Origin of the sequence: Desulfosediminicola ganghwensis (genome assembly GCF_005116675.2) — a bacterium.
In the GTDB taxonomy this organism is placed as follows: domain Bacteria; phylum Desulfobacterota; class Desulfobulbia; order Desulfobulbales; family Desulfocapsaceae; genus Desulfopila; species Desulfopila ganghwensis.
Genome location: NZ_CP050699.1, coordinates 783795 through 796334 on the forward strand (window position 1 = coordinate 783795; position 12540 = coordinate 796334).

Here is a 12540-nt window from a genome sequence, read left to right on the forward strand (position 1 = left end):
AGCGCGGGCTCTTTCCCTGAGCCCGCACCATGGAGAGAGAAAATGATAAATGTGATTATAGCCGGCGCGGCGGGCAGAATGGGCCAGCGTATCGCCCATATGGTGCAGGCGCATCCACAACTCAATTACGCCGGAGCTTTCGAGGCAGAAGGCAGCCCGAATATTGGAAAAGATGCCGGCCAGCTCGTTTTTGGAGAAGCCAACGGGGTGATTATCGGTGAAGGGCTTGAGTCCGTAATCGAACAGGGAGATGTCATCATCGACTTCACCTTTCATGCCGCCACCATGAGTTTTGCCCGCATCGCTGCCAAACATAACCGCGCCATGGTCATCGGGACCACCGGTCTCACCGATGAAAACCTTGCAGAACTGGCTGAACTTGCCGGGAACTTTCCATGTGTGCAGGCGCCGAACATGTCGGTCTGTGTCAACGTGCTATTCAAGCTGGTAAAAAAGACCGCAGCCCTGTTGGGCGATGATTACGATATTGAAATAATCGAGGCCCATCACAACAAGAAAAAGGATGCCCCCAGCGGCACAGCCTTAAAGCTTGGTGAGATGGCTGCCGAGGGCGTTGAGCGGAAGCTCTCCGAGGTAGGAGTGTTTGAGCGAAATGGCATTATTGGCGAGCGCAAGCCCGAAGAGATTGGTATCTCCACCATCAGGGCTGCGGATATCGTCGGTGAGCATACCGTCTATTTTGCTGGTCCTGGCGAGCGTATTGAGCTCACCCACAGGGCGCACAGCCGTGACCATTTTGCCAAAGGCGCTGCAAGAGCGGCGGCCTGGGTTGTCGGTAAAGAGAACGGTATGTACAACATGTTCGATGTGCTGGGCCTGCAGGACCTCTAAGCAAGAAGGAGTCGGCCTTAATTCCGGGATACCCCTGATATTCTGATAATTGACTGAAAAGGTACATTTTCAAGATATCTCAGAGGGTAAATGAATTGTTGCAGAACGATGAGCAAACCAGAGTAGTGGAGTAGCACCATGGGTGCTAAAAAGAGTGCGGTGGAAGAAATTCGCGTTTTTATCGGTATGGGTTCAAACCTGGGCAACAGCAAGGAGACCCTGCTGGCAGCCTGGCAGGAGCTAAGTAGTTATCCGGATATCGAATGCGTACGGCTCTCCAGGCCCTATGTATCGGCACCTGTGGATATGAAGAGTCAGCACTGGTTCACCAACGCGGTTGGCGAACTGCGCACCACCCTCGGACCCAGACAGTTGTTGCGACGGTTGCTGGAGGTGGAGAATAGCCTGGGCCGCGTGCGACGGGAAGGTGTTTTTGGTTATCAGGACAGGGAGATAGATCTCGATCTGCTCTACTACGGTGATACCCTGATGGATGAACCGGAGCTGGTGCTTCCCCACCCCCATCTGCAGAACAGGCGTTTTGTGCTTGAGCCGATGGCGGAGATAGCCGGGGAGTTTCTGGACTGCAAGCAGAACAGGACGGTTGCGGAGCTTACAGCACGACTGATGGAACGGATCGCAGAGGGCAATGAGGATAAGCAGGAGATCAGCCCCTCGACCTGGCCGGAGCAGTAAATGTGAATGTTCAGATTATATGTGTTCTAACAGCTTGAGCTTTATGGGTAATTGGGACATATATAACGGAAGCGCTTCTGTTTTGGGGGATTGTTGATTCCATACTCAGGGTATCAGTTATCACCATGTGCAAAATGACAATATAGGTTTAAGATTTGGTAATATATTGAAAAAAAGAAGTGTTTTCGGTTTTTATGGAATACCTGGTTGAGTTGTAAAGTGGATAGGCAGTAATTAAGGTAATGAACGAATTTAACTTAAGACTGTTGCGTATTTTTTTGAATCTGGTACATAGCAGATCAAGTTTTCATCGGGGCTAAGCCCGGTTGCGCAGCGAAGGAGAGGTAGATTGAGTCCTCTACGAATTTTGGTGCTGGCCGTGCTGCTGTACATCGGGTATCGATTGGTGCGGAGCACCCTGACTGGAGACCGTGACAAAAAGACTACAACAAAGGATTCGGAGACTGAATCAGGCACGCCGGTTGAGGATGTGCTGATGGAGGATCCGGTATGCCACAGCCTTGTTCCGAAACAGCAGGCAATACGTCTACAACATCGTGGATCGACTGTCTATTTCTGTAGTGAAAAGTGCTGTAACACATTTATTGCTCAACAAGGAGAAGACTGATGAAATTTTTCATCGATACAGCCAACATAGATGAAATCAAGAAAGGCGTTGAGATGGGTATGGTTGATGGTGTTACCACCAACCCTTCCCTGATCGCCAAAGAGTCCAAGCCTTTCGAGGAGATCATCAAAGAGATCTGCTCAGTGGTAGACGGTCCGGTAAGTGCCGAGGTTGTAAGCCTCGATGCTCCCGGTATGGTCGCTGAGGCAAAAGAGCTCGCCAAGATCGGTGACAACATCGTCATCAAGGTGCCGATGATCATCGAAGGCATCAAGGCTGTCAAGCAGCTTACCGCAGAAGGCATTAAAACCAACGTCACCCTCGTTTTCTCCTGTGCGCAGGCCCTGCTTGCCGCTAAGGCCGGAGCGAGCTTTGTGAGCCCGTTTGTGGGCCGTCTCGACGACATTGGTGCACCGGGCATGGAGTTGATTGGCGACATCGCCACCATGTACGACAACTACGGTTACACCAGTGAGATCATCGTAGCATCCGTACGCAGCCCTCAGCACGTTGTAGATTCAGCGCTGATCGGTGCTGACATCGCCACCATTCCCCTGAAGGTTATCGAGCAGCTGGCAAAGCATCCGCTGACCGATAAGGGTATGGAGCAGTTCCTGGCCGATTGGGAGAAGCGTGCCAAGTAAGCTTTACTGATACCCGGGCGGCATGGTACTCCATGCCGCCTGTTTTTTTCTACCCGAACCGTTAGTCCGCCATTCTTGAGGTGCAGAAAAAGTACCAGTTCAAGCTGATGGCAGCGGGACTATCCCTGGTTTTCTCAAGAGAAGAGATGAGCAATCCGGGCAGAACAGGACTCAGGCAATAGGAGCCCCATGATCGCAGTAGCGGTTGTTTTTCTGTTACTGTTGCATTCTGCCGACTGTCAGGCCGAAGTATACGCCTGCCGGGATAGCAACGGGTCCGTCTACTTCACCAACATCATTCCCGAAGAGGGGTGCAACCCCTTCTACCAGGAAGTAAAATCCAAAAAACGTAATCAAAAGAAATCTTACGATACTGTAGTCTATGACGACGATATCTGGGCCACTGGCGTCCGGTATAATGTCGATCCCTATCTCATAAAGGCAGTCATTCGGACCGAGTCAGCTTTTAATCACCGGGCCGTCTCGAAGAAAGGGGCGCAGGGGTTGATGCAGCTTATGCCGGAGACCGCGCGCCAACTCGGCGTACCAGACCCGTTCAATCCCCGGCAGAATATCGATGGCGGCACCCGCTACCTCAAACAGCTTCTCGATACCTTTCATGGTGATCTCAGGCTTTCAATTGCGGCATACAATGCCGGGCCCGGTGCAGTGAAAAGGGCTGGGGGCATACCGAAATTCCCTGAGACCATCAATTATGTGTCGAGGGTCATGAAACACTACAAGGGATACAAGACCCGCGGCAGGGGCTAGTAAAAATTGCCGAGAGGCGAATCTGGTAGCTCTACGGATTTCGTCAACAACAAGCTGTCAGGCATGGCAGCTATTCAGAACATCAAGACATCGTGTGTTCTGAATAGAATGAAAAATAATACAAACTTCACGTAGCCGGTCTGACCCAAATATTTTTCCCTATTGAAATACTTTCTAAAAGACACATACTTTTATCTTATTAAACCAAAAGTCTGATCTTCTGATATTTTTGGGGCCGTAATGATAGGGGTGAAGACGGATATTTCCCTTGCTATTTACCGCCACACTCTTTACGATGCCGCTCCCTTAAAAGTTATATAAGAAAAATCGAAGTAAAAAAATCGCAAGCGGGCATGCACCTGGTTTAGGTGCATGCCCGCTTTTGGTTGTAATGCACAGGAAGAAAGTATGATGTTTGGATTGAAAGCTGGTTCGGTAGATGTAAAGAATGAAATAACCTCTGGAATCACAGTGGCACTGGCACTGGTTCCAGAAGCGGTGGCCTTTGCCTTTGTGGCGGGTGTCGACCCCTTGGTTGGCCTGTATGCGGCATTTATGGTCGGTCTCGTAACCTCGATCATGGGTGGTCGTCCCGGCATGATTTCGGGCGCTACCGGAGCACTGGCGGTGGTAATGGTATCGCTGGTGAAAGAGGGTAATGAGAGGGGGCTTGCCATGGCGGAGCCTATCGCGAATATGGGGCTGCAATACCTTTTCGCCACTGTAATTGCCATGGGCCTGATTCAGGCGCTGGCCGGCTACTTTCAGCTTGGTAAGTTTATCAGGCTGGTACCGCATCCGGTGATGCTGGGCTTTGTAAATGGCCTGGCAATTGTTATTTTTCTTTCCCAGCTCAGCATGTTCAAATCGACAGGGGTCGATGGCCTCAGCTGGTTGCAGGGAACGAATTTAGCTGTCATGGCCGCGTTGGTGCTGCTGACAATGGCTATCATGTTCTTTCTGCCGAAAATAACGAAAAAGGTGCCGGCCGGGCTTACTGCAATCCTCGTGGTTACGGCCATCACCCTGGTCTTAAAGCTCGATGTTGCCACTGTTGGTTCCTTCATCCGTGATGGTGGCGGCGAGGGGCTGAAGGGCGGTTTACCTACCTTTCAAACCGAGATATTCACCCAGCTACCCTGGAACTGGGAGACGCTCTCCTTCATCCTGCCCTATGCCTTTATCCTGGCAATGATCGGTCTGATAGAGTCGCTTTTGACCTTAAACCTGATCGATGAGATTACAGAGACCCGGGGCAACAGCAACAAGGAATGTCTGGCTCAGGGTGCAGCAAACATCGTTACCGGTCTGTTCGGCGGAATGGGCGGCTGCGCAATGATCGGCCAGTCGATGATCAATGTGAACTCTGGCGCACGGGCAAGGTTATCCGGCATCGTGGCGGCGCTCGGTTTGCTCTTTTTCGTGCTCTTTGGCTCAGCATATATCGAAATCGTACCCATTGCGGCATTGACGGGTATCATGTTCATGGTGGTGATTGGTACCTTTGCCTGGAGTAGCCTTAGAATTATGCACAAGATCCCTAAATCGGATGCCCTGGTGCTGGTCACCGTATCTGCGCTAACGGTGATTTTTGATCTGGCTGTGGCGGTTCTGGTCGGTGTAATAATGTCTGCACTGGTGTTTTCATGGGAGAGTGCAATTCGCATTCGCGCCAGAAAGGGAGCCAAGGCCGATGGCACCAAGGTCTACGAGATCTGGGGGCCGCTCTTTTTTGGTTCGACTGCAATGTTTGCCTCCAAGTTTGATTTCAAAGGGGACCCTGAGAAAATCGAGATTGATTTCATAGAATCAAGAGTTTCAGATCATTCAGGTGTTGAGGCGATCTCCAACATCGTCAGCAGATACCAGAAAGAGGGCAAGAGTGTGGCCTTGAAGCACCTTAGCGACGATAGTAAAAAACTGCTTAGGAAAATCGACCCGAAATATGAGAGAATAATTGTGGAAGAGGTTGATGACCCACGCTACCATGTAGTGGCAGACCCAACCCTCTTCGACAGACCCTAAGATATGTGAGATAGAGAGTCAGCAGTTCTGAAGGTATCGGGCATTCAATGGTAGCGAGGTTTATGCTTGACTCGTATCGGGGTAATGCGGTATAAAATGCTGCTACGCCGGAGTGGTGAAACTGGTAGACGCACTGGACTCAAAATCCAGCGGGGGCAACCCCGTGTCGGTTCGATTCCGACCTCCGGCACCAAGGTGAACAAGGCGATATCATTAGGTTATCTAGTGGTATCGCCTTTGTTGTTCCTAGTGCTATCTACGTTCTTTTAGGCCCCAGATATCCTCATCATTGTCATTCCGAATCTACTAGAAATCTACCAGTAGAGAGGAATGAAATGCCCAACATTACAAACAGATCACTACAATCCGTACGTCCAAAGTCTAAACCGCTCTTCATCAGAGATACAAAGGTGAAGGGCTTTGCAGCTAAGGTAAACCCATCAGGGTCTATCAAGCTGATTGCTGAAGTCCGCCACGAGAAACGGACAGTTAGAAAGACGATAGGGGAGTATCCCGGCATCAGCCTACAAGATGCTAGAGCCCAAACCATCACATTTATCCAACAAGTTAGAACTGGGAAGCATAGGGAAGTAACGAAGAAAGAGGTGCCTTTGTACGACCTCTTCCAGAGGTACCTTCTGACTGTGGATCTCAAGCAGAACACAAGAAAGAATTACAGGCAGGTAATCGGGTTCTATCTTCAGGACTGGTTAGAGATACCTGTTTCATCCATAAGCCGTGAGATGGTTGAGAAGCGTTTCTACAAGATCAGAGACAAGGGTATCGCAGGGGGGAAGCCTACCTATTCTCAAGCAACCAAAGTCATGAGGATACTCTCAGCCCTCATGAACTATGCTATAGGGGATGAACAGATAGAGAGCAACCCTGTTGATGTGCTTAGGCTTAAAAAGGTAGATAGGAGCACAAGGAAACGAACAAGTTACCTAAAGGCCTCAGAGGCCCATCATCTCTTGAAACGAACAGAGGGAGATAACCACCCAGTTACGCAAGCTATCCGCCTTATGCTCTATACGGGCATGAGGAAGAATGAGGCTTTAAGGCTTAGGTGGTCCGATCTTGTAGATGCTGAGGGTATCTCCTGCCTTCTCATAAGAGATCCAAAGAATGGGCGAGACCATTATGTTCCTGTGTCTTCCCATGTCAATGAGGTCCTCCAGAAAGCGAAGAACAGTACAGAACACATCTTCCCCTCTACACAGAAGAAAGGTGCTTGTATAAGCGACGTGAGGCCCACACTGAGCCGTTTGCATGATCTGACAGGCTTAACCTTTAGGTGCCATGATCTACGCAGGACATTCGCTACAAGAGCCACAGAAGTGGGCATAGATTATCTCATGGTCAAGAGACTCCTGAACCACAAGAGCAATGACATTACCGCTCAGTACATCCAGTGGCACTCAAGAGAAAACCTGCTGATGATGAGGGAATCTCTAGAAAGAATAACCTATTAAGGTAAGAGAGGGGGATGCAGGTGGAAGGTCACCTCTCTGCATCCCTTTATCCATGGAGGATAGCATGGGACACTATTGAGAGGGTCGATAAGGATCTGTTCTGCTCTCAAGACCCATTCTAACTCTTCAAGTAACTATCTCTTCCTGTCCTTATCCATCTGTCCTCCCCTCCCTAGCGGGACAAATCGCTCTATCTTGTTATTATAATAATAGAAGCTATTAGATTGTTTAGTAAAAAGGAGAGAGGTGATGGCATATGAGGGACAGGAGGAGTTAGAGAGTTTATTCCAGTGTTGTGAGAATACAGATGATAAGAAAGAGGAACCTCTAGTAGAAGAGGATTGGGTAACTGAGGAAGAGAGGTACTGTAAGTTCAATGTATGGATAACATCCTCTGATACTGACTGGATAGAGGATCTTTACAATACATTGTATCCACTCCCTGGCTCTATGAGACACAGAGAGACCTTCCAGATAATCCTACTTAATATGGCCATGAGGAGGGACTGCATATACTTAGATCTCCATAAGAGTAGATACACTGGCACGAATCTACCAGTTTCTTTCCTCCCATCTAAGGTCTCTGAGATCTGTGGGATGCTAGAGAGGAATCGATACCTAGAGATTGATAAGGGATACAATGTATCTGGTGGAATGAAGAAGGCCACTCTGGTAGCTCCATCCTCCTCACTACTAGATCTTATCCCGTCAGAAATAACCTTCTCATATCAAAGAGATGGTCTCATTGTGACTAAGGATTTTACTCCCTCCTCTTATCCTCCTGATGTGGTAGAGAGGCAAGAGGCACTTGAGGCATACAATAAGACCGTTGAACCACAGAACATGTTGTATGCCACATATAAGGGTTCCTTCGCTGTAGATGGGCGATTCACAGGCTCCTCGGTCATTTCAATGAGTAAGGAGAGGAGGCGCCATATAGCAATACAGGGGGAAAAGACTGTTGAGATAGATGTCAGTAACTGTATCCCCTTCCTTCTCTACGCTAAACATCTGTCCCAACCTGTACCCTGTGATGTGTACAGAATAGATGAATTACCTAGAGGCCTAGTCAAGAAGGCGGTGTTGATGGCTGTTAACTGTGAGAGTAGGGAAGAGGCACGGAAGGCCATTCAGTCAGAGTTAAACCTCGGAAAGCATGGGGAGGTTAAGCAATCGGCATCATATATCCTTCAGCAGATAGAGACGATGAATCCAGATATCCTGGAGTATCTCTATGTGGGAGAGGGGAGGAGGCTTATGAATCTGGAGTCTTGCTGCATGACAATGTTCATGAAGATCATGCTATCAATGACTATCCCATTCTATCCAATCTATGATTCCGTCAGGGTGCCAGAGTCCTATAGAAAGGTGGCGGAAAAGGTGCTTAAAGAGGCCTTCACCGTTAATGGTGTTATGCCTGGCACCCATGTAGTTTCTTAATGTATCAAGGCGGTTGAATGGTGTTGTGAGTGCATGTAAAAGAAAAGGCTTATGAACAGAGTGAAGAGGAGAGTGCGATGAGCGAGCAGAGAATGGAATGCGTCATATTGATGGAATCTGGTGAGATTTATGAGTGTGGTGTTAATGATCGTGACATTATGCAAGGGTATGCATTAGAGCATGAGGAGGTCCTGAAAGTCTATTACAGCGATAGTTCAGGAGAAGTTGTTGAGGTGACAGGTGATGAAGTAGCTGTTATCTTGAACGATTTAATAGAAGAGAAGTGGTTAAACTGAGGAGCTCGTAAGGTTAGACTCACTGCTAAAACCATTGATTATGGACCTAAGGAAACGGCATGAACTTCGGTGACATTTATTCATTCATTACTGAGAAAATGAGGATGTCCCATATATATCAACCTGTCATGCTGATGGAGCTTCTGGAGCGTCGTGGAACTTGTCATCAAGCCGATATAGCTAAGGCAATCCTTAACCATGATGAGAGTCAGATAGAGTACTATACAAAGATAACCAATCAGATGGTTGGCAAGGTACTCAGGAAACATCAGATCGTGAAGAAGGATGGCCCCATATATTCCATAAATGGCTATTCTTCTCTTTCCCCTTTAGAGGTAGAAAAGATCATTCTTGCTTGCCAGGAGCGTATCATTCAGTTCATAGAGAAGAGGCAGGATTCAGTCTGGGAGCACAGGAGAAGGGGACGTGAAGCCATAAGTGGAACCATCAGATATGAGGTCTACAAGAGAGCGAAGTTTCGTTGTGAATTGTGTGGTACCTCGGCAGATGAGAAAGCGCTGGAGATAGACCATATTATTCCTAGCATTAAGGGAGGGCCTGATGATATATCCAACTATCAGGCCCTTTGCTATAGTTGTAATGCGATGAAGAGGGATCGTGATGATACGGACTTCAGAGGTATCAGGGAATCCTATAAGAGGAGAGAGGAAGGATGTCTCTTCTGCTCACCAAAGGATATCATTGATGAGAATCGACTCTGCTATGCAATGAGGGATGGCTATCCAGTTACCCCCTTACACACTCTTATAATCCCAAAGAGACACATATCCTCATACTTCGATTTGGGTCAAGCTGAGATGAATGCTATTACAGATCTCATTAAGAAGCAGAAAGTGTCTCTAGAGACACTAGATGAGACGATCACGGGCTTTAATGTAGGAATTAATGATGGTACCTCTGCTGGCCAGACTATTTTCCACTGCCATATCCATCTGATACCTAGAAGAGATGGGGATGTGGAGAGTCCAAGGGGAGGAGTAAGACACACCATACCGGGCAAAGGGGATTACCCCGGTGTCTCTAGAGACACAAGAGGAGATTTATAGATGCAGCCACCACCACGCTTCCCATTAGATTATCAGTTTATGAAGTGGTTTGATGGTCTCTCAATGCCACGTTCCTTAAAGGGTAGAGGGAAGATATTCTACATGACCTTAGAGGACAATGTGATCAACTATCCGTTCTTTCAAGAGGAAGAACCAGATATCGTAGATATTCTTGAAGAGAAGATGATGTGGGATAGAGATGCTATTAAGGCCGTACTGCTCTTCTTCTACATTATTGGTACCTTCAAGACTGTTAAGATGCATCCTGGGTATTTTGGATACGAGACTCGCTGGGCTTTTACTTACGAAATGGATGACTTCTCCTCATACTCCAAGGACTATGAGGAGAGGCCAGAGTTTTATGAGGATATCCTTGCTGGTCGATTGACTCTGGAGGATCTGCAGGAGGCGAACAGGGTTGTGAGGAGGCATTAATATTTAGTGGTAATGATAACAAATGACCTCTCTCACCAGGGTGATTGTATCGACTACGAGTCACTCTCAGACATACGTTTGGTTCTGTAGTACATGTAGATGGCAACAAGCACAGGCAAACCATCGATCATCATTGTTGTCAATGCAGATATAACAGGATCCGTTGGTCCTCTTGCCCCAGCCTCTATCAATACGTACTTAATTGTTTCGATGATTGTCAGTATTATAAGGACTGATCCTATGATGAGGGTCCATCTTTGGACTGGGCCGCCTTCCTCCTCCACAATTGTAGAATCTGCTGTAACGGATGAATCAAGATGCTCATTGGAGGAGGCATTCCGCTGTCTATCTCCATCTTTAACTGGTGTCTCCAGAGACACTTGAATCTCACCAAAGGGATCAGGGTCACCACACTCTGGACAGACTTCAGCATCCTTTGGGATCATGTTCTGACAGATACTACAAGTCGCCTCTTGAGATGCACCACACTTGGGGCACTTCTCAGCTCTCTTGGAGTATGGGTGATTGCATTTGGTACATTCGATTAGTAGGGACTCTGTGCTCATTGCTTGTCCTTTATGGATACTGGTAGCCTGCCTTCAGGCAGTCGCTCTTATCTATAATAAGGTGACCTATTAGCTGTCCTGTAGAGTGCTGGTAAACGATCCGTACAGGCACATTCGCGATGAATAGGAACTGCTTGTATGTATCGTTGGCACAGGTGGTGTGAGTGTTCCGGTTCTTAAACTTCCTCATAACTGAGGGGGTGAGGTCCTTGTCTATATCCTCATAGGGAATGTTTGTGGAGTAGACAAAGTATATGCCACCAAGAACAGGGTGATCTTTAACAAAATACATGCTTTGCCATGTGATTGTATCATTCAGCTTTACAGGGAGAACCTTGGTGATCTCATCAACAGTATCTTGGATCGCTCGATACTGTTTCTCCAATGACATCTCTTCTACCTTGTTGTCTGCGTTGGCTATAAAGGGAAGGCAGAGTAGAAGGAGCACTAATATCTTGCATATCATATACCAGATATCCTCTGTGATTGTGTCTCTACAGTTAGTTCATGTATACCATTCACGATCAACTCTCATCCTCGACATCCTGAAGCATCATTGGGATTTTCTAAACATTCTATAACTTGTTAATGCTTAAGTATTTAGCTGAGAAGGTATCCAATTTATCGTAAAGGCCCCCCATGATATACTCCTTACTATTGGCATGGGCACCTACTGTATTATCCGTCCATACAGTAGCGTACTTTACATATTCCTTCCCCTTGACCCGGTAGGTTATTTTTCGCCTGAACTCAAGACCTGTACTAAACGCTGTCTTAGTTGCTACCACTTTAACAAATAGATAATATGGATCATCTTCAGTTGTAACGGGTGTAAGCCCGTTTCTTCTTAAGCGGAGTTCTACCTTTGATTGCAGAAGTTCTCGAGTCAAACCGATTGATTTGCAATCATCATCCAATGTTCCGTAAAACATCTCGACTGTTATATCCCCATTGGTTTCTAGCCCACTACCCTCTTTGCTCAACACATTCACAGGAGTGGAGATCATTATAAGTGCGATAACAACCTTTAAAACGTAAGTCATATCTAACATTCTCCAATTCTTAGTCCAGCACTCTTGATTAGTATTTATATCCCTGGTGAGGCAATCCCTTTAGTCAACACTCCAAGCAAACATTCTCTGTCCAGATATATGGGGTTTCCTCGAGGGGAGAGAGATGTCCATAGAGACACAAGGCTCAATTAGCCTTCATGACCTTCCTTACCTTCTTCCAATCTATGGGAGCCGCCTCTGCCACATTCAGTTCTCGCAACTCACCATAGAAAAGCACATAGAATGCCTCACCCTCTCCTGATGGGCAGCAAGAGGGGTCCCAAGTCCCATCCTCTCTTATAGTGCTGAAGCGAGTATCGAAGGTTATCACTCCATTCTCTATTGACTTGAAGGAGAGAGAACGAGATGACTTGCCACCCACGAGGATATCTGAGGAGAACTTGAGTCCTTCTTCTGTTCGGAGAAAGACTGCAAGGAAGGAGGAGTAGTTGTTGCCACCACCTCCTATACCTTCAAGGGTATAGAGTATGGCTAGGTCGTCTATACCGTCTTGGTCAAGATCACCTGTCATGAAGCTACGTGCGTTCAAATACTCTGAAGCTTTAAGTTGAACCTCCTGCCTATCAATGTATGAT

15 protein-coding genes and 1 tRNA gene are annotated in these 12540 nt (G+C 47.4%); 12 read left to right on the forward strand and 4 right to left on the reverse strand.

Annotated elements, in window-relative coordinates; all coding sequences use genetic code 11:
- Positions 1 to 42 precede the first annotated feature (42 nt).
- From dapB to FCL45_RS03440, 12 genes are all read left to right on the forward strand, one after another.
- Positions 43 to 852: a 4-hydroxy-tetrahydrodipicolinate reductase gene (gene dapB / locus FCL45_RS03385; RefSeq protein ID WP_136796046.1), complete on the forward strand. Its 810-nt coding sequence runs from the start codon at positions 43 to 45 to the stop codon at positions 850 to 852.
- Between the two features lie 138 nt (positions 853 to 990).
- Positions 991 to 1548, forward strand: coding sequence for a 2-amino-4-hydroxy-6-hydroxymethyldihydropteridine diphosphokinase (folK, locus tag FCL45_RS03390; protein ID WP_136796045.1), 558 nt, complete (start codon positions 991 to 993; stop codon positions 1546 to 1548).
- Between the two features lie 349 nt (positions 1549 to 1897).
- Positions 1898 to 2176, forward strand: a complete 279-nt coding sequence (locus tag FCL45_RS03395) for a YHS domain-containing protein (protein ID WP_136796044.1) — start codon at positions 1898 to 1900, stop codon at positions 2174 to 2176.
- Positions 2176 to 2820 carry a fructose-6-phosphate aldolase gene (gene fsa / locus FCL45_RS03400; protein ID WP_136796043.1) on the forward strand — a complete coding sequence of 215 codons (645 nt, stop codon included), beginning with the start codon at positions 2176 to 2178 and terminating at the stop codon, positions 2818 to 2820. Before FCL45_RS03395 ends, fsa begins: the two co-directional genes overlap by 1 nt.
- A 189-nt stretch (positions 2821 to 3009) precedes the next feature.
- Positions 3010 to 3591 carry a transglycosylase SLT domain-containing protein gene (locus FCL45_RS03405; protein ID WP_136796042.1) on the forward strand — a complete coding sequence of 194 codons (582 nt, stop codon included), beginning with the start codon at positions 3010 to 3012 and terminating at the stop codon, positions 3589 to 3591.
- 408 nt (positions 3592 to 3999) lie between these two features.
- On the forward strand, positions 4000 to 5616 hold the full coding sequence (locus FCL45_RS03410; protein ID WP_136796041.1) for a SulP family inorganic anion transporter: 1617 nt from the start codon (positions 4000 to 4002) through the stop codon (positions 5614 to 5616).
- Between the two features lie 106 nt (positions 5617 to 5722).
- Positions 5723 to 5809 (forward strand) — tRNA-Leu (locus tag FCL45_RS03415).
- A 142-nt stretch (positions 5810 to 5951) separates the two neighbouring features.
- A complete protein-coding gene (locus FCL45_RS03420; protein ID WP_136796040.1) occupies positions 5952 to 7088 on the forward strand; it encodes a tyrosine-type recombinase/integrase in 1137 nt (378 codons plus the stop codon).
- 249 nt (positions 7089 to 7337) lie between these two features.
- Positions 7338 to 8528 (forward strand): hypothetical protein, encoded by a 1191-nt coding sequence (locus FCL45_RS03425; protein ID WP_136796039.1) that lies wholly within the window; start codon positions 7338 to 7340, stop codon positions 8526 to 8528.
- A 77-nt stretch (positions 8529 to 8605) separates the two neighbouring features.
- Positions 8606 to 8824, forward strand: coding sequence for a hypothetical protein (locus tag FCL45_RS03430; RefSeq protein ID WP_136796038.1), 219 nt, complete (start codon positions 8606 to 8608; stop codon positions 8822 to 8824).
- 59 nt (positions 8825 to 8883) lie between these two features.
- A complete protein-coding gene (locus FCL45_RS03435; RefSeq protein WP_217907655.1) occupies positions 8884 to 9891 on the forward strand; it encodes an HIT domain-containing protein in 1008 nt (335 codons plus the stop codon).
- Positions 9892 to 10326 (forward strand): hypothetical protein, encoded by a 435-nt coding sequence (locus FCL45_RS03440; RefSeq protein WP_136796037.1) that lies wholly within the window; start codon positions 9892 to 9894, stop codon positions 10324 to 10326. It abuts the gene before it with no gap.
- Positions 10327 to 10379: 53 nt separating this feature from the next.
- On the opposite strand, the gene FCL45_RS03445 is transcribed toward FCL45_RS03440, so the two are convergent.
- The 4 genes from FCL45_RS03445 to FCL45_RS03460 all read right to left on the reverse strand — a co-directional run bounded on the left by FCL45_RS03445 (position 10380) and on the right by FCL45_RS03460 (position 12476).
- Positions 10380 to 10892 carry a zinc ribbon domain-containing protein gene (locus FCL45_RS03445; protein WP_136796036.1) on the reverse strand — a complete coding sequence of 171 codons (513 nt, stop codon included), beginning with the start codon at positions 10890 to 10892 and terminating at the stop codon, positions 10380 to 10382.
- Between the two features lie 10 nt (positions 10893 to 10902).
- On the reverse strand, positions 10903 to 11358 hold the full coding sequence (locus tag FCL45_RS03450) for a hypothetical protein (protein ID WP_136796035.1): 456 nt from the start codon (positions 11356 to 11358) through the stop codon (positions 10903 to 10905).
- Between the two features lie 109 nt (positions 11359 to 11467).
- Positions 11468 to 11935, reverse strand: coding sequence for a hypothetical protein (locus tag FCL45_RS03455; RefSeq protein WP_136796034.1), 468 nt, complete (start codon positions 11933 to 11935; stop codon positions 11468 to 11470).
- 154 nt (positions 11936 to 12089) lie between these two features.
- Positions 12090 to 12476 carry a hypothetical protein gene (locus FCL45_RS03460; RefSeq protein ID WP_136796033.1) on the reverse strand — a complete coding sequence of 129 codons (387 nt, stop codon included), beginning with the start codon at positions 12474 to 12476 and terminating at the stop codon, positions 12090 to 12092.
- Between the last annotated feature and the right edge of the window lie 64 nt (positions 12477 to 12540).